The sequence below is a fragment of the Aquirufa regiilacus genome (genome assembly GCF_032470275.1).
In the GTDB taxonomy this organism is placed as follows: domain Bacteria; phylum Bacteroidota; class Bacteroidia; order Cytophagales; family Spirosomataceae; genus Aquirufa; species Aquirufa regiilacus.
In genome coordinates this window covers 124512-151289 of sequence record NZ_JAVNWW010000003.1, presented here as the reverse complement: position 1 = coordinate 151289, position 26778 = coordinate 124512, and the positions used below count along the sequence as shown (strand labels likewise).

At 47.6% G+C, this 26778-nt stretch carries 10 protein-coding genes; 5 read left to right on the top strand and 5 right to left on the bottom strand.

Going from position 1 to position 26778, the window contains the following annotated elements:
* Positions 1-10: 10 nt before the first annotated feature.
* Both PQG45_RS08150 and PQG45_RS08145 read left to right on the top strand, forming a co-directional pair.
* On the top strand, positions 11-3433 hold the full coding sequence (locus tag PQG45_RS08150) for a hypothetical protein (RefSeq protein WP_316070668.1): 3423 nt from the start codon (positions 11-13) through the stop codon (positions 3431-3433).
* Between the two features lie 4 nt (positions 3434-3437).
* Positions 3438-21044 (top strand): beta strand repeat-containing protein, encoded by a 17607-nt coding sequence (locus PQG45_RS08145; RefSeq protein WP_316070667.1) that lies wholly within the window; start codon positions 3438-3440, stop codon positions 21042-21044.
* Between the two features lie 308 nt (positions 21045-21352).
* Here the strand turns inward: PQG45_RS08145 and udk are convergent, their stop codons facing one another.
* Positions 21353-21976 carry a uridine kinase gene (gene udk / locus PQG45_RS08140; protein ID WP_315577142.1) on the bottom strand — a complete coding sequence of 208 codons (624 nt, stop codon included), beginning with the start codon at positions 21974-21976 and terminating at the stop codon, positions 21353-21355.
* Positions 21977-22018: 42 nt separating this feature from the next.
* Positions 22019-22546 carry a class I SAM-dependent methyltransferase gene (locus tag PQG45_RS08135; protein ID WP_315577143.1) on the bottom strand — a complete coding sequence of 176 codons (528 nt, stop codon included), beginning with the start codon at positions 22544-22546 and terminating at the stop codon, positions 22019-22021.
* Positions 22547-22592: 46 nt separating this feature from the next.
* On the opposite strand from PQG45_RS08135, the gene PQG45_RS08130 reads away from it, so the two are divergent.
* The 3 genes from PQG45_RS08130 to PQG45_RS08120 are packed head-to-tail and all read left to right on the top strand — an operon-like array spanning position 22593 to position 23651.
* Entirely contained in the window at positions 22593-23081 is a 489-nt protein-coding gene (locus PQG45_RS08130) for a gamma carbonic anhydrase family protein (protein ID WP_315577144.1), read from the top strand.
* Positions 23078-23524: a SixA phosphatase family protein gene (locus PQG45_RS08125; protein WP_315577145.1), complete on the top strand. Its 447-nt coding sequence runs from the start codon at positions 23078-23080 to the stop codon at positions 23522-23524. The genes PQG45_RS08130 and PQG45_RS08125 overlap by 4 nt, the downstream gene beginning before the upstream one ends.
* A gap of 1 nt (position 23525) precedes the next feature.
* Positions 23526-23651, top strand: coding sequence for a hypothetical protein (locus PQG45_RS08120; RefSeq protein WP_315577146.1), 126 nt, complete (start codon positions 23526-23528; stop codon positions 23649-23651).
* 668 nt (positions 23652-24319) lie between these two features.
* Here the strand turns inward: PQG45_RS08120 and PQG45_RS08115 are convergent.
* From PQG45_RS08115 to PQG45_RS08105, 3 genes are read right to left on the bottom strand one after another with little or no spacing between them, the layout of a single operon-like run.
* Positions 24320-24841: a YfiT family bacillithiol transferase gene (locus PQG45_RS08115; protein ID WP_315577147.1), complete on the bottom strand. Its 522-nt coding sequence runs from the start codon at positions 24839-24841 to the stop codon at positions 24320-24322.
* A 1-nt stretch (position 24842) separates the two neighbouring features.
* A complete protein-coding gene (locus tag PQG45_RS08110) occupies positions 24843-26534 on the bottom strand; it encodes a D-alanine--D-alanine ligase family protein (protein ID WP_315577148.1) in 1692 nt (563 codons plus the stop codon).
* On the bottom strand, positions 26531-26776 hold the full coding sequence (locus PQG45_RS08105) for a NifU family protein (protein ID WP_315577149.1): 246 nt from the start codon (positions 26774-26776) through the stop codon (positions 26531-26533). Before PQG45_RS08105 ends, PQG45_RS08110 begins: the two co-directional genes overlap by 4 nt.
* Between the last annotated feature and the right edge of the window lie 2 nt (positions 26777-26778).

The following is a 26778-nucleotide window of genomic DNA, read 5'->3' as shown; positions in this document are numbered from 1 at the left end:
TGAAAATCACATGAAGCATTTATATTTATTATTGCTATTGATTTCGTTGGGAGCGTTGGGCCAACAAAAAGGCTTGAATTACCAGGCGGTTATTCTGGATCCGAATACGATTGAGATTCCCGGTCAGGTCATAGCTGGGCAGCCTTTGGCTAAAGGGAAAGTATGGGTTCGTTTTACCTTGATTTCGCAAGCGGGCATAGATTATGAAGAAATTCAACAAACGACCACGGATGAATTTGGTCTGATCAATCTAACGATTGGTACAGGAAATTCAACAGCCGCTTTGGGGACAAATGCTTCGACAGGTATTGCGCGTTATTCGCAATTCGATGCGATTGTTTGGGATGAAAAATTGAAGCGCTTAAAGGTCGCGGTTAATTTTACCGGGACAGGAAATTACATTGACGTCAGTAATCAGCAATTGACATTTACCCCCTATGCATTGTATGCGGAGTCGGTCGATTACAAGAATGTTCGCGATGCGCCTAGAAATTTAAGTCAATTCAATAATGATGTGGGGTATTTGGTGCCCAAGGATCTAGATCCTTTGAAACGCGATGTGGGCTTAGCCGTTGTGGGTGGGCAAGAAAATGCGGCCAAGATTGAGGCGAATCAAGTAGCGAATAATTTGCGTTTTATTGTCGTTGATCAAACGATTTCGAAACTTTCGGATCAGGTGGACCAAAATAGTTCGACGTTGTTGTCGATGAGTAATACCTTGAATGATCATGAAACTCGTTTGCAACAGAATGTGAGTCAGATTCAAAATACGTCCTCGAGTATTATGGGTCAAATCGGTTATTTGCAAAATCAAATTTCAACGACGCAGAATGCCTTGTCATCGATTACGAGCGTCTATGAACTTGCAGCAAATAAATCAGCCGCGATTGATTTAGGAAACTCCCAACCGAGTAATTCCTTGTATCCAACGCAATTAGCGGTTAAATCCTATGTGGATAATGCCATGACGAATGTGGTGACGACGGGCACTCCAGATGCGACGACTTTGGCCACGGGAAAGGTTCAATTAGCTGGGGATTTGGCAGGAACGGCCACGGCGCCTACGGTGCCCGGATTGTCATTGAAAGAATCCCTAGCGAATAAATCGACCAATGTAGCTAACGATGCGGGATCAGACACCAAATATCCATCCACAAAAGCGGTAAAAGATTATGTGGATCTTGCCACCACGGGGATTGCTTTTCAAGCCGCATTGAATGCGAAGGCGGATATCAATTCCCCTACGTTTACGGGAACTCCTTATTTGCCTTCCGGTTCTACGGGGGTAACGCAATCACCGGGCAATAATTCAACTTCGTTGGCGACGACATCCTTTGTTCAGACAGCTATGGCCAATGCCACAGTAGCAGATGCCGATGCCACAACGAAAGGGAAGGTTCAATTGGCTGGGGATTTAGGTGGAACTGCTGCAGCCCCGATCATTGCGAAATTACAAGGAGCGACGTTGAGTTCATCCGCACCTACTTTGGGTCAAGTATTGAAATACAATGGCACGGCATGGGTTCCGGATGCGGTGGTTTTGGCGGAGGCACAGACTTTATCTTTAACGGGGACCACGGTCACCCTTTCGGGTACGAATAGTTCCGTTACGCTTCCTGCGGTTGGGGATGCCACATCTTCTGCAACGGGTAAGGTGCAGTTGGCCGGCGATTTAGGCGGCGTAGCTACCTCTCCCAATGTTGTCAAGATTCAGGGAATTCCCGTTTCAAATACGGCACCGGCGATTGGTCAGGTGTTAAAATACGATGGGACTTCTTATGTGCCCAATAGCTCCATTTTGGCCGAGACACAGGTCTTGAGTTTATCAGGAAGTACGTTGAGTATTTCAGGAACGAGTAGTTCGGTTGTGCTACCAAACGCGACAAGTTCGACATCCGGTATGGTACAATTAGCGGGCGATTTGGGAGGGACTGCTACCGCACCTTCCGTTGTGAAAATTCAAGGAGTTCCAGTTTCGACGACCGTTCCAACGACCGGACAGGTATTGAAATACGATGGGACAAATTATGTGCCGAGTAATTCGATCATGACAGAAACGCAGACCTTGGGTTTGGTCGGTTCGACATTGACAATCTCGGGAACGAATAGTTCGGTGGTGCTCCCGATTGCTGCGGATGCGACGTCTTCGACGAATGGAATTTTGCGTTTAGCAGGAGATTTAGGAGGAACGGCAGCGTCACCTTTGGTCGCTAAAATTCAAGGAAAAACAGTGAGTTCGACGCTTCCCACCACGGGGCAAGTCTTAAAATACGATGGGACGCAGTGGGCGCCGGCAAATTCGGTGACCACGGAGGTTCAGACCTTATCTTTATCTGGTTCTACGATTACCCTTTCGGGCACGAATAGTTCTGTGGTGATTCCCATTGCGGCCGATGCGACAACGACGACGAATGGAATTTTGCGTTTGGCGGGAGATTTAGGAGGAACAGGGACGACGGCCGCGGCGCCAGTCATTTCAGATAATGCCATTACGACGGTGAAATTGGCCAGCGGCGCTGTCACTGACGCTAAATTTTCGGGAACTTTATCGGTTGCCAAAGGAGGTACAGGTTCTGCCACGCAGAATTTTGTGGATTTGACAACGGCCCAAACGGTCGCTGGTGCGAAAACATTTTCAGGGGATTTGGCAGTAGGTGCATCAAAAATGACTGTAGCTGCTGCGACTGGAAATACGGTCATTGCAGGAACCTTAACGGCCGGGGGAATTTTATATCCCAATACGAATGGTACGTCAGGTTTTGTTTTAACCTCGAACGGAAGTGGGACGGCTACTTGGGCTTCCATTCCCGTCTCATCGCTTTCGGGAACTGTTTCGGTTGCGAATGGAGGAACGGGTTCCTCGACCAAAAACTTTGTTGACCTGACCACCAATCAACTCATAGCCGGAGATAAGACCTTTACAGGAACGACCGCAACCAATGATTTAAATGGTACGAATGGATTTTTTGTTAGCTCGTTGGGTACCAACGGCCCTACGTCTTTGGGTTCAACGCTGATTGTCAATGGTAATTTGACTTTAAACGGTACTTCGAATGCCGTGAATAATATTTCGGCCGGAACTTGGAATGGTTCAACCATTCAGGTTGCCCGTGGCGGAACGGGTGCGATTAGTTTAACCGGGATGTTGAAGGGAAATGGCACATTTGCCGTAAGTCAGGCGCTTATCAATACCGATTATAGTTTGGTGCGATTTGTTTCCGATGAATATACAATCGCTACGCCTGGCCAAACGACATTTACCTTAACGCAAACGCCCAATGTCAATTCAACCATTCGATTATTTATCAATGGAGTCCGTATATCAAAAACAGCACTATCTGTCAGTGGGACAACTTTAACCTACAATCCAACGAATAATGGTGCGGCGAGTTTAATCTTGAATGACCGGGTTCAAATAGACTATTATTATTAAGCGTATGCGTTTGTTCCAATTGCTTTTTGTGCTCTTTCGAAAGCCTGTTTTTAGGCTGACGGGCTTGCTATGGCTTTTGGTTTTTGCGGCTACAGCGCAGCATAGCAATGTGGTCATTTCTACCGCTGCGAATGCAAACGGTTCTTGGTCCTTAGCAGGTAATACGTACACATTTGCCCCTACCGCGGATAATGCGGTGATTAATAACACCACGCTTCAAACATACCTACGCAATTATTCGGTTGAGATCAAGACGGCCCGCGCTGCGGGTACACAGGTGGGGAGTGTTGTGTTTGATGTGGGAGTGAGTGTGGATAGGAGTTCAGCGAGTGCTGCTGCCCTTGTCTTTACGATTACCAGTGGCGGAGAGGTACAGTTCAACAGTACGCTAAGTCTTCGCAATCCGAGTTATAGCTACAATACGGGCTATAACGTGGTGGTGACTGCGGGGGGCAATGTACGTGTGGGTGGCGTATTGGATGTGAGTGGCTATAGCAATGGGGATGGATATACTACTTACCCTTCCCCTGGTAGTGTGAGCATGGTTGTTGGGGGAGATTTGGTTGTGAGTGGATCGGGTCAGGTATTGAGTAAGGGGATTAATAATATGTATGCGGGTATGAATAATGCCAATGGTGGTGTTGGGGGTTTGCAGAGTTATGTGGTGAGTGGAGCAATAAGCTTAGAGTCAGGTAGTGTGTTGAATGCTGGAGGTGGGAATGGATATGTTAGCACGAGTTATAACACGACAGGAGGAACCGGGGGTGCGATTAGTTTGAGTAGTGTGAATAGCATTTTACTTCGTGGAACGGTTCAGAGCATGGGAGGTAATGGGTATCGAGGAGGAACCGGTGGTGTTTTGAGTGTGAGTAGCAGTTCGAGTTGGGTTGATTATAGCGGCGTGTTGAGTAGTCAGGGGGGGAAGGGTTCTAATGCGAGTTATACGGCGGGGACGGGGGGTAACATCAGTATCAGTGGTTTTGGAGGATTGAGTTTACGCAGTGATGTGAATGCTGGATTTGGGTCGATTGGCGCTGGCGGCGTGGGCGGTCATATTAGTTTAAGTGATGGCAATGGGGTATTGACCTCAGGCGGCGGCGTGAATGATGGTTTGGTGGGGGGTGTGTTGAAGGGGGTGAATGTGACTAAGTTGGGCGTTGGGGTGCTGGGTTTAGCAGGCGCGAATGCGTATACGGGCTCGACAACGATGAGTGCTGGTAAGATTTATTTATTACAAGCTCAGAGTATTCCGAATTTAAGTGCCTTGAGTTTGGCAGCTGGCACGGAGTTGGATATGGGTGGTGTGAGTGAGAGCGTGGGAAGTTTAGCGGGCAGTGGTAAGGTGAGTAGCAGTGTGACTGGCGAGGTGTTATTAACGGTCGGATCCGATAATACGAGTACGAGTTACGCGGGTATACTGGAGGATGGTTTGGGGGTATTGCGTATTGCAAAGGCTGGTACGGGAACGTGGTCGGTGAGTGGTGTGAATACGTACAGTGGATTAACGCAGGTATTAGCGGGTGTGTTGAGTATTGGAAATTCGAGTGGCTTGGGGGCAGTGTCATCGGGCACGGAGGTTACTAGTGGCGCGAGTTTGGAATTATATGGCGGGATTAGTGTGGGAGCAGAGCCTTTGAGTTTATTGGGCATTGGTCGCAGTAGCCTAGGTGCTTTACGGAATTTAAGTGGGGTGAATGCTTATGCGGGCGCTATTACCGTGGGCACGGGCGTACGTGTGCATGTGACTGCAGGCACGCTAAACTTAACGGCTGCCAATGTCTTTACGGGCAGCGATGCGAGTATGTTGTTTGGGGGAGCTGGTATTTTGAGTGTGGGAGGTGTGCTGAGTTTGGGCAGTGGAGCGATCACGCATGATGGGACAGGGAGTGTTTATTTATTAGCGGATAATGTATACAGTGGCTTAACGCGTGTGAGTGGCAATGGGACTTTACGGGTAGGCTCGAGTGGTGCTTTGGGAGCTAACAGCAGTGGGGTTGAGGTGATTGGCAGTGGCGTATTGGAGCTTATCGGTGGTATTCGTGTATTGGGAGAGCCTTTGAGTTTAGCGGGTTATGGGAATGGAGTTGTGGGTGGCTTTCGGAATGTGAGTGGGAGTAATGTGTGGAGTGGGACGGTGAGTTTGACAGGAAATTCGGGGATGGGAAGTGCGGCTGGCAAGCTGAGTTTAACGGGTAGTCCAGCGATAGCCGCGAGTAGTTTTGGTTTAAAGATTTATGGGGTGGTGGGTAGCAGTGTGGAATTGGTGGGCGAGGCTTTGTATACAGGCCAAACGGAACTGGTGAGTGGAAGTTTATTATTGGGAGCCGATGAGCGGATAGCCAACACAAGTGCTGTCATGTTTAATGGAGGAGATTTATCAACGGGGGGATATAGCCAGACGCTTGGGGAGCTAAGTTTATATGCTGCCTCGAGTATTAGTTTAGGTGTGGGTGTTCATGCGCTGCGTTTTAGTGGGGCTGGCGTTTATGATTTTAAGCTGCTAACGATCAAAGGTTGGCAGGGCGTTTATGGCACGCCTGGCAGTAGCGGAACGGCGGGCAAGGTGTATGTGGGCACGAGTGCTGGGTTAACCCGGGAGCGTTTGGATCAGACGCATTTTTACAATTCGGTAGGACCAGCGACGCATTATTGTTTACAATTATCGACGGGTGAGTTAGTCGCTGGAGCGAACATTACCTTGGTGACTGCGCACAGTAATATTCGTATTACGAGTGTGGCGACCAGCAATGGATCTTGGGCGAATGTGGGGGGTGTATACACGTTTACCACGAGTGCCGACAATGCCAATATTAATGTCACCGATCTTCAAAATTACTTACGCAATTATTCGGTAGAGATCAAGACGGCCCGCGCTGCGGGTACACAGGTGGGGAGTGTTGTGTTTGATGTGGGAGTGAGTGTGGATAGGAGTTCAGCGAGTGCTGCTGCCCTTGTCTTTACGGTTACGAGTGGCGGAGAGGTACAGTTCAACAGTACGCTAAGTCTTCGCAATCCGAGTTATAGCTACAATACGGGCTATAACGTGGTGGTGACTGCGGGGGGCAATGTACGTGTGGGTGGCGTATTGGATGTGAGTGGCTATAGCAATGGGGATGGATATACTACTTACCCTTCCCCTGGTAGTGTGAGCATGGTTGTTGGGGGAGATTTGGTTGTGAGTGGATCGGGTCAGGTATTGAGTAAGGGGATTAATAATATGTATGCGGGTATGAATAATGCCAATGGTGGTGTTGGGGGTTTGCAGAGTTATGTGGTGAGTGGAGCAATAAGCTTAGAGTCAGGTAGTGTGTTGAATGCTGGAGGTGGGAATGGATATGTTAGCACGAGTTATAACACGACAGGAGGAACCGGGGGTGCGATTAGTTTGAGTAGTGTGAATAGCATTTTACTTCGTGGAACGGTTCAGAGCATGGGAGGTAATGGGTATCGAGGAGGAACCGGTGGTGTTTTGAGTGTGAGTAGCAGTTCGAGTTGGGTTGATTATAGCGGCGTGTTGAGTAGTCAGGGGGGTAATGGTTATAATGCGAGTTATACGGCGGGTACGGGGGGGAACATCAGTATCAGGGGTTTTGGTGGTTTGAGTTTACGCAGTGATGTGAAGGCTGGATGTGGGTCGAGGGGCGCTGGCGGCGTGGGCGGTCATATTAGTTTAAGTGATGGCACTGGGGTATTGACCTCAGGCGGCGGCGTGAATGATGGTTTGGTGGGGGGTGTGTTGAAGGGGGTGAATGTGACTAAGTTGGGCGTTGGGGTGCTGGGTTTAGCAGGCGCGAATGCGTATACGGGCTCGACAACGATGAGTGCTGGTAAGATTTATTTATTACAAGCTCAGAGTATTCCGAATTTAAGTGCCTTGAGTTTGGCAGCTGGCACGGAGTTGGATATGGGTGGTGTGAGTGAGAGCGTGGGAAGTTTAGCGGGCAGTGGTAAGGTGAGTAGCAGTGTGACTGGCGAGGTGTTATTAACGGTCGGATCCGATAATACGAGTACGAGTTACGCGGGTATACTGGAGGATGGTTTGGGGGTATTGCGTATTGCAAAGGCTGGTACGGGAACGTGGTCGGTGAGTGGTGTGAATACGTACAGTGGATTAACGCAGGTATTAGCGGGTGTGTTGAGTATTGGAAATTCGAGTGGCTTGGGGGCAGTGTCATCGGGCACGGAGGTTACTAGTGGCGCGAGTTTGGAATTATATGGCGGGATTAGTGTGGGAGCAGAGCCTTTGAGTTTATTGGGCATTGGTCGCAGTAGCCTAGGTGCTTTACGGAATTTAAGTGGGGTGAATGCTTATGCGGGCGCTATTACCGTGGGCACGGGCGTACGTGTGCATGTGACTGCAGGCACGCTAAACTTAACGGCTGCCAATGTCTTTACGGGCAGCGATGCGAGTATGTTGTTTGGGGGAGCTGGTATTTTGAGTGTGGGAGGTGTGCTGAGTTTGGGCAGTGGAGCGATCACGCATGATGGGACAGGGAGTGTTTATTTATTAGCGGATAATGTATACAGTGGCTTAACGCGTGTGAGTGGCAATGGGACTTTACGGGTAGGCTCGAGTGGTGCTTTGGGAGCTAACAGCAGTGGGGTTGAGGTGATTGGCAGTGGCGTATTGGAGCTTATCGGTGGTATTCGTGTATTGGGAGAGCCTTTGAGTTTAGCGGGTTATGGGAATGGAGTTGTGGGTGGCTTTCGGAATGTGAGTGGGAGTAATGTGTGGAGTGGGACGGTGAGTTTGACAGGAAATTCGGGGATGGGAAGTGCGGCTGGCAAGCTGAGTTTAACGGGTAGTCCAGCGATAGCCGCGAGTAGTTGTGGTTTAAAGATTTATGGGGTGGTGGGTAGCAGTGTGGAATTGGTGGGCGAGGCTTTGTATACAGGCCAAACGGAACTGGTGAGTGGAAGTTTATTATTGGGAGCCGATGAGCGGATAGCCAACACAAGTGCTGTCATGTTTAATGGAGGAGATTTATCAACGGGGGGATATAGCCAGACGCTTGGGGAGCTAAGTTTATATGCTGCCTCGAGTATTAGTTTAGGTGTGGGTGTTCATGCGCTGCGTTTTAGTGGGGCTGGCGTTTATGATTTTAAGCTGCTAACGATCAAAGGTTGGCAGGGCGTTTATGGCACGCCTGGCAGTAGCGGAACGGCGGGCAAGGTGTATGTGGGCACGAGTGCTGGGTTAACCCGGGAGCGTTTGGATCAGACGCATTTTTACAATTCGGTAGGACCAGCGACGCATTATTGTTTACAATTATCGACGGGTGAGTTAGTCGCTGGAGCGAACATTACCTTGGTGACTGCGCACAGTAATATTCGTATTACGAGTGTGGCGACCAGCAATGGATCTTGGGCGAATGTGGGGGGTGTATACACGTTTACCACGAGTGCCGACAATGCCAATATTAATGTCACCGATCTTCAAAATTACTTACGCAATTATTCGGTAGAGATCAAGACGGCCCGCGCTGCGGGTACACAGGTGGGGAGTGTGGTATTTGATGTGGGAGTGAGTGTGGATAAGAATGTGGGTGGTTCAAGTGCGTTATTGTTTACCTTGAATTGTGGAGGAGATGTATTATTTAATAATTCATTCAGATTAAAGAGTTTAAGTTATCCTGATTATACGGGTTATCAATTTTTTGTAAATGCGGGAGGAAGCGTTCGCATTGGCGGTGTTTTGGATTTAAGTGGCGATATCTATACTGGGCCTAATTCTACGGCTGCACCATGCTTTATTAGTATGGTGATTGGCGGAGATTTACTTATGAGTGGGTCAGGCCAAGTGTTGACAAAGGGTACAAGTCGAGGTTATTTTTATACGATTAATCCAGCTGGTCCTGGAGGGGAACAGATTTATACCGTCGGAGGAGGGATCGAATTGGCCTCAGGAAGTGTGATCAATGCGAGTGGTGGAGCCTTTCCGAGTTTGGGGGCCAACACCTTTGGTGGTCAGGGAGGCGCCCTAACCTTAAATGCCGTGAATCGAATCAAGCTAGGCGGTAGTTTGATAAGTCAAGGAGGAAATGGGTACACGGGTGGAACTGGTGGAAGTATAACTGTTAGTAGTAGTGGAAGTAATCTTGATTATTCGGGTACTTTAATTTCTCAGGGTGGCGATGGCTACAATATAAGTGCGATGTCGGGGCGCGGTGGAAATATCTCGCTTGTGGGAACCGATGGTTTGAGCCTTCGCAATGATATACAGGCCAGCAACGGTAGTATTGGGACTAATGTTTATGGTGGGGCCACAATTAAATTGAGTACAAATAATGGGGTGATTACCTCGGGTGGAGGAGTGAATGATGGGCAGGTGAGTGGAATTATTCAAGGAGCCGAGTTAGATAAACGCGGAACGGGTGTTCTAAGTTTGGCGAGTGCCAATACATTCACGGGGTATACCCATCTTACAGCAGGTAGTATTGTATTGAATGCACCTGCGGCCATTCCTGTTACGAGTACAGTAATAATTTACGATCAAAATGCTGTTCTCGATTTACATGGATATAATTTGACCCTCTATGGTCTTGGTGGGAGTGTAGGGAAAGTGACCAATAGTTCTCCGGATGAAGTGACGTTGACCATTGCACACGGGGGTGGGAATAGATTTGGAGGATTGATTGAGGATGGGAATGGCCGACTGAATCTAACCAAATCCGGAGTTGGCACAGCATTCTTAGAGAATCGTGTACTTACCTACAGCGGCACGACAAACATTAGCGGTGGCGCTTTACAGATACGATTTGGGGCAACTTTAGGTTCAACAGTCGGTGAAACAATTGTTAATGGGGGCCAATTGCAACTGTGGTATTCCACTGTCACAGGAGAACCCATCACCTTGTATTCCGCTCCTGCCACGGGTGCTCTAAGTGCGAGAGGTGATTGTCGGTGGAATGGAACAATCAATTTGGGCAATGCATCTTCCTTTTTTGTTGATGCTTATGTATCTAGCTTAACAATTACTCCAACGAGCGGTCCAGCAATCCAAGGAACAAATACGAATTTGACCCTGTATACGATCGGTAATCTAACAATCAACGGGGAAATCGCCACAGGCAATGCCTCGTTGACGAAGAACGAAGCAGGAATTTTAACCTTGAATGGTGCTAATTCTTACAATGGTCTTACGACCCTAAATGCGGGTCAAACCATCATTAAAAATGAATTAGGTTTGGGGTCAAATTTGACAGGGACGATCTTGGGTTCAACGGCCAATCTTACCCTCGATGGCGCCTTGAATGTCACAGGGGAAACCCTCACCATGTCGAGCAATGCGATCACGGCCAATGGATCTTTGTTGACCAAAAACGGAGCTAGTTCCTGGTCGGGGGATATGACCCTGAGCGGCTCGAGCATTAATTGGAATAATGAATCTGACTTGACTGTTACCGGAAATATAAGCAATGCGGCAACGCAATGGACCGTCGGGCGGACAGCGGCAACGACTGGAAATTTGGTCATCAATGGGGTTATTTCGGGCATAGCCGCTATGGAAAAAACGGGTTCGGGTATGCTGACGCTTAATGCCGCAAATACCTATACGGGGCTAACGAAAATAAGCGGTGGGGTTTTGAAATTAGGGGTAACGAATGCAATCAAAAATACGAATACGCTCAACTTGAATGGGGGTGAGTTGCAGACCAATGGCTTTGATCAAACGCTTGCCAACTTAAACATCAGCGCTAATTCATCCATTTTATTAGGAGCCGCTACGCCACATACCTTGCGGGTAAACACGCTGGGTGACTTCTATTTTAGAATGTTGAAAATTTACGGTTGGGAAGGAGATTACAGCGCAGGTGCAAGTGGAACTGCGGGTCAAATTTTCTTTGGGAATAGTTCGACCTTAAACCAGGAAAAAAAGGACCAAATTCGATTCTATGATCCGGCCAATCCGACCAATAAATATGCGCCTTTGCATTTGAATAGTGGTGAGGTCGTTCCAAACGGTGGGGCCAATGCTTTTACCGGGAAAGCCAATGTGCGCATTTCAACTGAACCTACGATCAATGGGGTTTGGACCTTAGTCGGCAATGTCAACACCTTCAATCCAAACGATGAAAATGCGAATATAAACTCTGGGGACTTGAATTTGTTGGCCGGAAAATTCGCCGCTGATAAATCGGTTGTGATTAATTCCAATTTAGCCGGCGCCTCACAAACGGGGATTGTCATCGTGGATGATGCCGTGAATCCAACCTTTAACACAACTGCGGTCCGAAATCTCACCATTAATGCGGGTAATGATTTGCAGATCAATCAAGCGATAAATTTGGGATCTCCGAGTCCAAGTACCTTGGAAGGAATCGGCTTGGTGCTCAATAGTACCGGAAATATCAATTTGAATGCGTCTGTATCGACAACGCCAGCGACCATTTCCTTCGCCGGTACACCGAAAGCCAGTGGTAATATTACGATGACCGCAGCTGGATATGTGAAATTAGGAAGTGGATTGTCGATTAGTGCGCGTGGGGTAACGAATACCTACCCTTCCACGGCCGGTCGAGGCGGTAATGGAGGGGGTATTTCAATCACCGGCACGGGAGGTTTGAGTTTGCTGGGGGATTTATCCGCTGCTGGGGGAGGAGCTTATTCCAATGGTAGCTATGTGGGAACCTCGATGAATATTTTATTGAGTACGAATGCCGCCAACTTAACCGTGGGGGATGTAAATGATGGCCAACTCGGTAAGATTAGCGGTGCCAATGTTACGTTATATGGAACAGGAAAATACCTCTTTACTGGGTTAAATGATTATTCCGGAACGACGGTTTTGGCTCAAGGATCATCGCTTCGATTGGGAGCGGCGAATGTAATTCCGGATTTAAGTGCGGTGACGCTTTCGACCACGGCCAATGTATTGGAATTGGGTGATTATACCGAAACCGTCGGTAGTATCGCAGGCGCTGGAAATATTCGGAGTTATGGCGTTGCAAGTTCAGTTTTAAATACCGGTATTGATTTATCATCTACCGCATTCAGTGGTACGATTAGTGATGGAACTGGAACGGTCAACATAAGCAAACAAGGCACGGGGAATTGGACATTAAGTACTGCCAATACGTATTCGGGTTTGACAACGATTTCGACGGGTAAAATTATCCTGACAAATGCGAGTGCCTTAGGTACTGATACGCAGGGTACGGTTATTGCCAACGGCGCGGAACTGGATGTGCAAGGAAATTTGACCGTCGGCAATGAAGCATTAACAATTTCAGGAACGGGAATTTCTTCCGCTGGAGCTTTACGTTTGGTAAGTGGGGATGTATCCTGGGCAGGTCCCATCAGTACCGCGGCCACGAGTCGGATGGTCATCGCTTCGGGTACCTGGAACCAGACCGGTGATGTGACCTTGAATCAAACCTTGACGACTGCCGTGCAAGGGACCAGTTTGAAATTTGCGGGTATTTTATCCGGAGCGGGGGGTATAACGAAATCGGACGTAGGATTTTTGGAATTAAGTGGAGCCAATACCTACAGCGGTGCCGTTTCCGTTTCTGCGGGTAATTTGATTATCAAACATGCCACGGCGCTGGGCACAAATGCTGCCGGGATTACGATCAGTGCGGGTGCGAATTTGACTTTGGATGGTGGACTTTCTGTATTGGGTGAAACCTTGAGTTTAAGTGGGTCTTCTGCGACCGGAAATGGAGCCTTGCGGAGTATCAATGGGGCAAGCACATGGTCAGGAAATGTGACCCTGGGAGGTTCATTGGTTTACATCAATGCCGAATCCGGATTGGAAATTTCCGGAAATATCCTGAACAACATTACGAGTTTAACAGTCGGTCGGACGACCGGAACGGGAGCGGCCAATGTCCTCTTCAGCGGCATTATTTCGGGTACGGGTGCCTTGGAAAAAACAGGTACGAATGAATTAACCCTACAAGGCTTAAATACCTATTCAGGCTATACCCAAGTCAATGGTGGCTCTTTGAAACTAGGGGTTTCTAACGCGATTCCAAGTAATATATTCACCTTGAATGGTGGTGAATTAAACGTCAATGGATTCAATGAAACGCTGGGAACATTGAATATAACGGCCAATTCCGGTATCCGTTTAGGGGCGAGCACTCCGCATATTTTGCAAGTAACTACCTTAGGGACATTCTATTTTAGAATGCTCAACATCCGCGGATGGGAAGGTGTTTATAATGGGGGCACGCCTGGGACAGCCGGCCAGATATTTATGCAAAATTCCAATTTCTTGGTACGCGATAAATTGGATCAGATACGCTTCATCGATGAATCAAATAACAATGCCAAATATGCGCCTTTGCAGTTGTCGGATGGTGAAATTATCCCAACCGGGGCGGCCAATGTGCTATCTGGGCAAGTGAATATTCGGGTTTCCAATGAGCCAACATTCAATGGGGCGTGGGCGCTAGCGGGGTCTACGAATACCTTTACGGCCAACGATGATAATGCGAATATCAATTATGCCGAGTTACAAACGAATTTAGGTGCCACGAACGTGGTGATTAATTCTGCTTTTGCGAATGGTAGTCAAGCGGGGGCTATTTTGTTTGATGAGCCGATTGCCGTGACGAATAATAATGCGGTCGTTCGTGCCTTTACGGTGACGGCCAGTCGCGATATTCATGTCAATAAAAATATGTCCTTGGGGTCAACGGCAGCTACGACGAATCGTGCGCCGAGTGTCAGTTTTACGGCGGGACAAAACATTCGAATCAATGCTGCTTTGAGTGTAAGCCCATCTTCAATCAACGTGGCGTCGAATACAATTATTGCAAGTCCTTCGATCAATATGGTCGCTGGAGGAACTATTTATGTGGCGTCCACAGGTTCAGTTTCAAGCGCTGGAGGAGCGAATACGAGTACAAGCGCGGCAGGTTTTGGTGGAGCCGGAGGTGCATTAGGTTTGCAGGCTGCCGGCTTATCCATAGCTGGTAATTTAGCTGCTGCCGGTGGGACTTCGTCCTATGGTACCACGAATGTCGGGGTAGGTGGAAATGTTACCTTGCAAAATACGATGACCACTTTGCCCGACAATGAAGGTCAGATAAGCGGCGTCATAACAGGGGCATCTTTGATTAAAAATGGCTTGGGTACCCTGCCATTAAAAGGGGCCAATGCTTATACGGCAGCGACCACGCTCAACGCCGGGATGATTATTTTGGGGGCATCTGAATCCCTACCTAATACCAGCGCGATGACCATTGCCTCTGGAGCTTCTTTTGATATGGGCGGCTGGAGCGAGACGATCGCGGGATTGAGTGGTGCGGGTACGATTCGTAGCTCTTTGTCGGGTACATCTTTGTTGACCTTTGGGTCAAATAATATCAATACAAGCTTTAGCGGTTTGATCGAAGATGGTGATGGCATTTTATCCCTCACCAAACTGGGAACGGGTACTTTTGAGCCAACATACGCCAATACCTATTCCGGTGCAACCACCGTTGGGGCAGGAACCTGGATTGCTTCCCAAGTAAATGCTTTTGGTTCGAATGCCGGTGGTACCTCGGTACTTTCAGGTGCCGTTGCTCAGTTAAAAGGTCCATTGAATTTTGGAATTGAAAACTTCACGATTGCTGGATCAGGAATTTCTTCCAGCGGTGCCTTACAAGTTCAAACGGGGGTGGTAACCATTGGCGGAACGGTGACGGTCGGCACTGCTTCGACGATCAAAGTCGAATCTACGGGCCTGAATTTGAACGGAGATATCAGCGTGCCCACGGGTGTTTTGACATATGTAGGAACGGGTACTTCCCAATTGAATATTGCGGGCAATATCAATGCAGCGGCAGGCCAAATTGTGAATGGGATTTCGGAGACCACTATATCCGGAATTTTCAGTGGGGCGGGTTCCTTGACGAAACGCGGAGTAGGAAATATTACGCTTTCGAATGCGAATACGTTTACCGGAGCCGTATCGATTGAAGTAGGAAATCTAACCCTTCAACACAATCAGGCGCTTGGTTTAGGTGCAGGGGCGACAACCATTGCTCCTTTAGCTAAATTGATTTTACCTGGTAGCTTGACGGTTGCGAGTGAAGTGTTGAACTTAACGGGATCTGCTTCCGGTGTGGCGACTTTGGTTTCACAAGGAGGAGCGAATGCTTGGAATGGAACGATTAATTTGAGTGGAACGACAAACTCGATTCTTCCGGAAACCGATTTGGTCATTGGAGGAAATGTCGTGAATGCGGGGACAATTTTGAATGTAGGTTTGCCAACGAGTGCCACGACTTTACGCTTCAATGGAATCATTTCGGGTACAGGTATATTTGATAAAACGGGATTGAGTACCGTCGAATTTGGTGCGCAAAATACGTATACCGGAATTACGAAAGTAGGTGTAGGAATTTTACGTTTGGCCATAAATCAAGCGATTCCAAACACGGGTGTCATGTACTTGGAAGGGGGTGAATTCCAAACAAACGGTTTCTCCGAAACGATTGGAACCTTGCATGTGACGAATCACTCGCAAATAACATTGGGATTAGGTGCTCATGTGTTGACCTTCAATGCCATGGGGGATTTCAACTTCCGGAAATTACGCATCAACGGTTGGTTAGGGGCTTACGGCTCCGGAACCAGTGGTACGGATGGACAGATTTTTTGGGGGAATTCGCCGTTCTTGATTCGGGAGAAATTGGATCAAATTCGATTCTATAATGCGGCAGGTCCAAGTACCCATTATACGACACAATTAGCGACGGGTGAATTAGTTCCTTTGGCGGATATTACGAATGTGACCGGTCATAGCAATATTCGAATTTCGGATGAAGTGCGCACGAATGGCGCCTTTGTGCTGGCATCTGGTGTCTATACGTTTACGCCTTCGGATGACAATGCGATTATCAATGCGACGGAATTGAGAGGCTTACTCGCTACGAATTCCGTGGTGATTAATACGGCAAGCCCAACGGGTACGCAATACGGTTCTGTATTATTTGATGTGGACATGCCGGCATTGGGTACACCAACAGTATCCAATACACAAACCGTCAATGCAGGAGCGAATATTTGGATCAATAAAAATTTGAATTACAGTCCTGTGGGTGTGACAGGAAAGGGGACCAACCTGATTTTCCGGGCGGATAAAAACATCAGTGTGTTGGGTACTTTGGCAACGAATACCCTTTCTAGTTCATCTGGAACGGCCATCTCGGCGGCCGGGGCTATTAGTTTGGATGCGACGGAAAACTTACGCATCGCGAGTGCCATTTCGGCGATTGGGGGTAATAATACCTCCGCGACCTATGGTGGAAATGGTGGGGCTGTGTTGTTAAAGGGTCTTACCGGAATTACGATGCTGGCGAATGTGTCCAATAATGGGGGAACGTCAGCAAGTGGAGGAGTTTATAATGGTGTTGCGGGTTCGGTGATCGTTCAAACGGAAAACACGACGCCAACCACCGGTGGTGGGGTAAACGATGGGCAGTCGGCCGGCGTATTCAATGGACTGAATTTGACCAAAGAGGGCACCGGAATTTTCGTGCTCAAAGGTGCAAATACCTACACCGGAAATACGACCGTGAATGCGGGTACTTTGCGCTTAGGTGCATCTGAGTCAATTACGAATACCAGTATTTTGACGGTGAATGCTTCGGGTACTTTTGAAATGAAGGATTTTAGTGAGACAGTTCATCACATCGCAGGTTCGGGAATCATCCGCAATGGAGGTGCAACCACGAGTTTATTGACGGTAGGAGCGAATAATTTGGCAAGTATTTATAGTGGAATTTTAGAAAATGGTTCAGGGATTTTGGCATTGACCAAAAACGGGTCCGGCATATTAACCCTTTCAAACGCGAATACTTATTCGGGGGCAACCTTATTGAATGCGGGCGGGATTTTGGCAACGAACAATACGGCCTTGGGTGATGCCATTGGAACGACGACGGTAGCATCGGGTGCAGTGCTTCAACTGCAAGGCGGAATTCAAGTAGCTGAAAATGTAACGATCACGGGAACAGGAATTAGTTCTTTGGGAGCACTCATCAGTAAAAGCGGAGATAATGTTTGGCAAGGAAATATTACTTCGGGAATTGCTGCTACATCCATTCGAGTAGATGCCGGGAATTTTACGATGCAAGGGACCACGACGATGGGCGGGAATCTGTCGATTGGCGGAGCAGGAGCAAGTTTACTACATTCAGGCGCGCTGATTTCCACGGGTACGTTGACGCTGGATGGGGCGATTGCTCAAACGTATTCCGGTCGTATTTCGGGTACTGCTAATCTCGTGAAAAGTGGTGCTGGCCCTGTGAACTTGAGCGGCGATAATACCTTTGCGGGGACGATGACGGTTTCGGCGGGGACATTGGTTCTCCAACATAATAATGCCCTGGGTGTAGCCGGTGGCTTAATCACGGTAAATTCAGGAACGAGTTTGGTCTTGGATGGCGGAATTACGGTCAGTGGCGAATCGCTGTCATTAAGTGGGGCGACGGCAACGGGAACAGGTGCCCTTCGATCAATCAATGGGGCAAATAGCTGGTCGGGACCCATCACCACGGGAGGCTCTTCCGTGTACATCAATGCGGAAAGTGATTTGAGTTTAGCAACTATTTCGAATACGAATATTTTGACATTAGGTTCTTCGTCGGGTGTGGGTAATATGGTCGTTTCTGGTGTGATATCGGGCGTGGGGTCTTTGGAGAAAATAAGTTCCAATCGATTGACGCTGAATGCGGCGAATAACTATACGGGTTTAACGCGTTTGACGGCAGGAAGCATTCATTTGGGAATTGCCCAAGCGGTTCCGGTGGCGAGTGCCTTCTATTTCAATGGAGGAACTTTGGTGACTAATAATTATTCCAATACGCTAGGAACGCTTTATTTGACGAATAACTCGGTGTTGGATTTGGGGACGACAAGCGCGCACAATATTGTGTTTTCGAGTATTAGCCAACTCTTTGATTTCAAGCGTTTGAGCATCCAAGGCTGGCAGGGTGATTATACAAATATGACTGCGGGTACGGTAGGGCGAGTGAAATTCACGTCTTCCGTGAGTACCTATGTGCTTGACCAAATCTTGTTTGAGAGTCCGACGCCTACGAATCATTACGCGAATATGTTGACGGATGGAACTTTTGAAATTGTGCCGGGGGACAACATGGTGGTCAACCCAACGAGTTACAGCAATGTCATATTGAGTACGGCAACGCCGAGTAATGGTGTGTGGAGTGCCTTGGTTGGCGGTGTTTATACGTTCACTCCTAATACGGATAATGCCATTTTAAATGTGACGGAGGTCCAAACGAAATTAGCGACCGGCGATGTTTCTATTCTGACTTCGAATGGATCAGGAACGCAGTCGGGAGCGATCATTGTCACCGGGGCGCTTACGGCATCCAATGCATCAGCTGTTGCTCGGAAGTTAACGATGACGGCGCGCGGAACCGTGAATGTGTTTGCCGGCATGACCTTGGGTTCAACAACGGCTGCTGTGGCTTATCCGGGCATCGAAGCCTATTTTGAATCCTTAACGGGGGATGTGACGGTATCTGCGACGGGTTCAATCAATACATCTGCTGGAAATTTATCAGGAAACGTATCAGCATCCCGTGCCGGAAATGCCGGCAATATCACCTTGAAAGCGGTAGGAGGCATCATGTTAAATGGACCTTTGACGGCAACTGGGGGTAATAATGCTTCGACTTTTACGAATTCGGGTGGAGGAAATGGTGGAAATATTTCGTTGATCGGACCCTTGGGAATTACGGCGAATGCCAACATCACCTCGCAGGCAGGAAATAATGCCTTTGCGAGTAATTATGCGAATGCGTTTCCAGGAATTTTGACGGTTGAAACGGATGCCTTGCCGGATGCGAGTGGGCAGAATTTGGGGCAGACGTCGACGAGCCTTTTAAAATCAGGCGGCTTTGTTAAGAACGGTTCGGGTACATTCCTATTGCGAAATTACAGTTATGGTGGTTTTAGTTCTGGCGGTGTTTTAGCGCAGACGCCATCCGTGCAAGTAAATGCAGGTACTTTGAAATTAACGACCGCGACCAGTATTTGGGATTTTGCGGATGTATCGGTGGCATCCGGTGCCATTTGGGATTTAGGCGGATTTAGCGAGACGGTGGGTTCGATTGCGGGTGCGGGAACGATCCGGAATGGAAGTACATTGACATTGAGTTATAACAACCCGAGTTTGACGACCAACTTCAGTGGTTTGCTGGAGGGAAGTTTGGCACTTGTGAAAAGTGGTTTGACGGGTATTTTGGAATTAAGTAGTGCAAATACCTACACCGGTTTAACGACGATTTCGCAGGGTATCATTCGCTTGAAACATGCGAACGGATTAGGGGCTACTTCGTCGGGAACAGTGGTTTCGGATGGTTCTAGCTTACAGTTGGACGGCGGAATTACCTCTGCCACGGAGCCATTGACTTTGAATGGAACGGGTGGAGGTTTGGGAGCCTTGCGGAATATGACCGGTACAAATACATATGCTGGGGCGATTACCTTAGGAACGCCGGCGGTGCGTATGAATTCGGATGCAGGGATACTCGGCATCTCAGGTTTTATTGCGAATTCGATTGGCTTGACCTTTGGAGGTGTAGCGGCTCATGATGTTTCGGGTGTTATTTCGGGGGAGGGGACTTTGATCAAAGATGGAGCTGGTTCGCTCTTATTGCGCGGAAATAATAGTTATTCCGGATTAACGACGGTTTCGGTGGGTAAGCTATTTGTGGAATCTTCGAATGCATTGGGGTCTACGGCTACTGGAACGACGGTTACGTCGGGGGCGAGTTTGCAATTGCGCGGTGGCGTGACGGTGGTGGTAGAGCCTTTGACAATTAACGGATCGATGGTTTCAGGTGACGGGGCATTAGCAAGTCCGTCAGGAATTAATACCTGGACGGGTCCTGTGACATTGGGTTCAGCAGCTGTGGTGTCTGCGGATGCGGATGAGTTACGGATTTCGGGTTCAGTTTCTACGGCCGGCTTCCTATTTAAGTCGGGGAAAGCAGCCGCCTTGGGGAATGTGAAGGTGTCGGGGGTTATTTCAGGTGCTGGAATGGTCGAGAAGATAGGGGATGGGGTACTGACCTTGAGCGGGAATAATACCTATTCAGGTTTTACGAAAGTGACATCAGGTCTTTTAGCGTTGGGCGCAAATGAAGTTCTGCCAAATACCAGCGCATTTTATTTCAATGGCGGGACGCTGAGTACAGCTGGATTTACCGAAACGACGGGTGTGGTACATATTTCTGATCATTCCCGTTTGCTTTTTGCGCCGGGTGTTCATCGGGTGACATTCTCACTTCCGGGGACTTTTACCGCTGGAAAGTTGTTGACGGTCAATGGTTGGGAGGGCGATTTCAGTATTCCTGCCGCAGGTCAACGCCCGAATGTGGAGGATACTGGATTGCTCCAAACGAGTTCTTCGCGCTATGTGACCATCAATGGGGTCTTACGTTCGGCGGGCGGAATTAATCAATACGGTCAAATCAATTTTACGGGATTCCCTGGTACGGCGGGCAAGTTGTTTATCAATACGCGTTTGACCTTACCGATGCTTGAGCAAATCAAGTTTGTGAATGATGCGGATAGTTCTGTGCACTTTTCGGTGCAGTTGGGCAGCAATGAAATCGTGCCGGATTATACGCGATAAGGGGGGGAGGGTAGACGCTGCCGGGGTCTGCGACCCCGGCAGCGTCACCGCCGCAACGTTCTATTGTATGAAAAAGTATGTGCGTTAGCACGATTATCAGGATGTTTTTAATCCAAAAAGGGTGCAGGCAGTTTATCAAGTTCTTGGATAAACTCGGCAGTTTCGTAAAATAAAAAGTATTCTGGGATTCTGTAAAGGTCGAATTATCGGGTTATTGATAATCGAAGTGGGGGAGATACTAAAGTGGACTTTGGCTCGTTAGCGGAGTGACGCTGCCGGGGTCGCAGACCCCGGCAGCGTCTACCCCCCTACACCTGAGCTTTCAAGAAATGCACAATAACTTCCAAACCTCTTTCAAAATGATCATTGTTGGGAATTACAATGTCACACGATCGTTTGTGTGGGCGAATGTAAGCCTCGTAAGTGGGTTTTACATGGTATTTCCACCGGTACATCACGTCTTGTAAATCATAACCACGTTCCTCGTTGTCACGTTTGATGCGGCGCTTCAGTTTCACCTTATCCTTGGCATCGATGAAGATTTTCAAATCCAATAATTTGGCAACTTCTGGAAAATGAAAAACAAAAATTCCTTCTACAACCAAAATTTTGCGCGGATGAAAATGCAAAAGATCAGGTACTTTCGTGGAATTGTTGAAGGTGTATTCCGGCCGACTAACCACTTCGCCCGAGCGTAATTTTTCGACATCGGCCGCAAAAGCCTCGTCATCAATGGCACCCGGCAAATCGAAATTCTCGATACCATTATGATCTTTGGTCTGATGCTCTATCGGACGATAGTAATTGTCTTGCGATAAGAGACAGATTTCATCCTCCGGGAATTGTTCCATCAAGCGCTTTAAAAAAAGCGTTTTGCCCGAAGCACTCCCTCCCGTAATTCCGATGATAAATGGTTTGTCGATGTTGCTCATATAAGCTGCAAATTTGCGAAAAGCATCGCTAGGAATCAAGCCTCAACGAACGAATTTTACGTAATCTGCCTCGTGGTCTTTGGAACTCTGAAAGTCGACGCGCATATCGACACCCCGAAATAATTCGATTAATTCATTCAATTTAAACAGGCGTTTTCCGCATCCGTCGTGAATTCCCCCTGTAAGAATCTCTTCCATGATGACACAACCATCCAACTTCAATACGCGGTCTATTTCTGCCAAAATAGCCTCCAGGTCATCCATCTCATGCAAGGAATTTAACAGCCAAACTTGGTCCACGGTGGCAGCTGCCAAAGGAATCGCGGAAGCTTCCGCATGGATGATGTGGATGGGCGTTGCGACACGGGTTTGATAATGATTTTCAAAGTAAGATAATCCTTCTTCGACATCAGGCCAGTTCAACACATCTTTATTTGGGTCCAATAAAAGCATTTCGCCTGCCGCATTTTCGGCCATCTGTTTAATTTCCCACCAAGCGGCGCCACAACCCAATGAAAGGATGCAATCTTCCTCCGACCAACCCGCAACTTCGAATAAACTTTTTTCCATGCAGCAAATTATCAATTCTGTTTATCTTTGACAAAAAAAGAATGCTATGGCCTTATTTATCGCACCTACCGCCAGCGTCATGGGACGCGTCACTATCGAAAAAGATGTAACGATTTGGTATGGTGCCGTTGTTCGTGCTGACGTGGAGGAAATCCATTTGGGCGAGGGTTGTAACATTCAAGACAATGCGGTTCTACACGCCGACGAAGGTGATAAAACAATCATTGGTCCGCGGGTGACCGTCGGCCATTCGGCCATTGTGCATGGTGCGGAAATCGGGGAGGGATCCTTGATCGGCATGCATGCCACCGTGTTGAATCGGGCCAAAGTGGGTAAATGTTGTTTAATCGGCGCCCACGCCTTGGTCACTGCCGGCATGGAAATTCCCGATTATTCCTTGGTCTTGGGTAGTCCTGCCAAAGTGGTCAAAACCTTAAGTCCCGAGCAAATCGAAGCCCTGAAACACGGCGCCGATCACTACATTAAGATGGGTGCCAAACATGCCGCTGGCGAATATCCACTCATCAAATCATGATCGAATTAATCCTCATCCGACACGCGCACGCGGGACCCTATACGATTCCGGATGAAGCCCGACATTTGTCGGAAAGAGGAATCAGAGAGGCGAGAAATCTAGCGAAAACACTTTTAGATTATCCGTTGCCAGATGGGATTTGGTATGTTTCCGATGCGATTAGAACCTTAGAAACCTATCAAATTTTAACGGATAAACCCGCTGAGATTTCTAATGATTGGTATCATGCCTCAGGCCCTGCTTATTTGGAAAAATTAGGCAAAAGCCCCTCGGCCTGCGTGTACCTCGTCGCACATAATCCATCCATTTCCTATGTCGCTTCCTATTTATCTGGCGAACAAATTCAAATGGATACGGCCAATTTTGTACATTTGCAGTGGCCCACGCTCGACGCTTGGGAGGAAGTTACACAAGGCAGCGCCACAGTTAAAGCACGGTTTTAATATGAATAATCAGAAAATATTTCGTTGGGTGATTATCTTGTTCACCCTTTTGATGATTGCTTTGGCGATCGATATGGCGAGTAATACAACGGCGCCGTGGAATAAGAAGAAGGTCATCAGTCGCTAGTCGCTAGTCATCAGTCGCTAGTCGTCAGTCGCTAGTCGTCAGTCGCTAGTCGCAAATTGTTAGTCCGAAGTCCGGAGGATTTTAGTGAGGGGGGTAGGTTCCCAACGTTCATAACCCCGGGTTTTAACCTGGGGATTTTAACTAATTCGCGTTATTATTTCAGCCTTCGGCTGATTCCCTAGGCTAAAGCCTAGGGTTAAAAAGAAGTAGATTAGTCATCAGTCGCTAGTCACTAGTTGCAAATTGTTAGTCCGAAGTCCGAAGGATTTTAGTGTGGGGGTAGGTTCCCATCTTTCATAACCCCGGGTTTTAACTAATTCGCGTTATTATTTCAGCCTTCGGCTGATTCCCTAGGCTAAAGCCTAGGGTTAAAAAGAAGTAGATTAGTCATCAGTCGCTAGTCACTAGTTGCAAATTGTTAGTCCGAAGGATTTTAGTGTGGGGGTAGGTTCCCATCTTTCATAACCCCGGGTTTTAACCTAGGGGTTTCAGAGAAATCAAAAAGTTGATGTAAGGCTTTTGGTCGTCCCTAGGCTAAAGCCTAGGGTTATCATTAATGATGCAATCGCCGCATTTCATACGTCTCAAACTTTGGCAATCCTGAAAGGTTTGCCAAAGACAAAACCTCTTACCTCTTACCTCTTCACTCTCAACTCTTCACTCTTAACTCATAAAACCGACTCAACATGCTTCAAATGATGCACGCAATGCCAGGCATAAATGCCTAAAACTTTATCCAAACGATACGTTATCCCACGTTCCGGATGAAAATATGTCTTCGACCAATCCGATTCTTGCATGGTTTTCATTAAGAAAACCCAGCGCAAGTGAATGTATTTAACACCCTCAATCGACCATTCAATCGGTGCCTCGTTGCCATCTGGCATCTCTGCCCAGGTGTTTTCATCGTAAGGTTTAATCGTCGGATTGTCTTCCGTCAATGCCATCTTAAATCGAATGTAGCTGTTGATGTGGCTGTCGTATAGGTGATGGATCACTTTTCTTGCCGACCAGCTTCCTGGGCGGTAGGGTTTTTCCAACAAGCTTTCATCCACGTTGGCCAGTAAATCAGCCAATTGGCCGGGAAGGTCCGAGATGATCGAAATCCATTCTTCACGCAAAGCTGGCGTAATGACTTCGGGTGCTGAAAACTTCCCAATGGGATATTGTAAGGGATTTAACGCTTCCATATTATCGTGTATAAAACGCTGTAATTTCGGATCCTGCCTGACGTGTATGTGCAATGAGTGGATGGACTCCTTGGTGCATGCTTTCCATCATTTCTTTTCCACTTTCTTTGGCTAATTGGGCTACATGTAACACATATTCAACTTCGCCTTCTTCCAATTCCATCGGAACAACGACTTGATAGGGTTGATTTCCTAAGGCGGCTAAACGTGCGGCTGCTTGTTTGGCAGCTTCAAAACTGTTTTCTAAATCTGCTGGATCGATCGTAATTACCTGTGGCTCTTGCGCTACTTTCTCCGCCAAAACCTCTGCAATGGCTTGATCCAAACCTTCCAAAAGCTTCCGGAATGCATGGTAATTTTTGCCATTACGCATTCGCTCACGAATCGATTGACGAATAAAATAGGTAATCGAATCAGTGACTGTTAGGCCAATTTCCGCGGTCTGCTTAAAGATCAAGGAACTCGGCGACATGCCCGGAATCGTATTGGGGTCATGTAAAACAACCACGCCTTCGGATGTCAAAAATCCATCTATCCGCGTACAAACTCCGAATCCCAAATCATCAAAGGCCTGCTTCACCTGCACTTGAATTTCTTGAAGATGTTGCAAAGAAGCATCCATCGGAATGCGCTTGCGCGTTAATTTTGACTTGTATTTGGCATTGAAATCAAATACTTCCACCGATTCGTCAATGACAATTTCCGTTGGAGGAAGGGCTACCGATTCACCTTTGGGCGTTTGAATGACCCCGCAACTGAATTCATTTCCATTGACAAAGGCTTCCAACAAGACCGCATCTTCCGAATGCATCGAATGAATACAAGCCTTCGTCACCGTATGTGTAAAGTATTCGCGCAACGCGCTCAATAATTCAGCTGGGTGAGCGTATACTTGATGATTAAAGCGCACGGGAAATCCAATGCCCTCGTCTAAATTGACCATTTTCTGAAGTACCTCCACTTGTTGGTCTTCCGAATACGTAATCCAATGCTCTCTGTATATCTCCTGAATGAACAAGCATTTTTTAATCGCTTGATCAAATACTTCCAACGAATCTTCCTTCACAAAGGCTAATCCAATCGATGATCCTTGATGGGGCGCTTTGGCAACAAAGGGAATTCCAATGGCCTTTTTTACTTGCTCAAACAAGGTCTCCCGACCGAATGCCTCGTAATCAGCGCGCTGCAATACGAAGTATTTTTTATTCAAACCGACGCTCTTTTTAAGCCAATCGTTTTGTTTGATTTTATCAATTCCAATCGACGAACCTAATAAACTCGGTCCCGAATAGGGGATATTGAACCATTCCAACAAGCCTTGAATGCTGCCATCTTCCGCGCCCGGACCATGCATGGCGATGAATGCAAAGTCAAAATGTGCAGAAAATTCTGCTGGGCTAATTTTCGTTCCAATGGATGCAATCATCGCATCGTAATCGCTCAAATCCATTAATGATTCGGTATAAACCGAAAAGGGTGCTGTTTGGTAAGCCGCTGGTGGAAAGAAATTTCGGATAGATTCCTGGAAAATTAGTTCTTCCTTGATCAGAATGAAATTTCCTAAACCGTCTACAAAGACCGGAATGGGGCTGAATAAAGCCTTGTTGATATGTGCCATCGCCGTTTTACCACCGGCAAAACTGATTTCACGCTCTCGCGCCTGGCCACCAAAAAATATTCCTATGCGCATCATCCTACTTTGATTTCTTCTACTGCTGTAATTTCAGGTACGTCGCGACGAATCGCTTCTTCGACGCCGGCACGAAAGGTCATGGCCGACATATTACATGATTGGCAATTGCCTACCAGCGCTAATTTCAACACATTTTCGGTCGTGATTTCAACAATCTCTACGTTTCCGCCATCTGCCACTAAATAGGGTCTAATGCTATCTAAGGCCGTTTGGATTCTGGAATAGAGTGGGTGATTTTCCATGT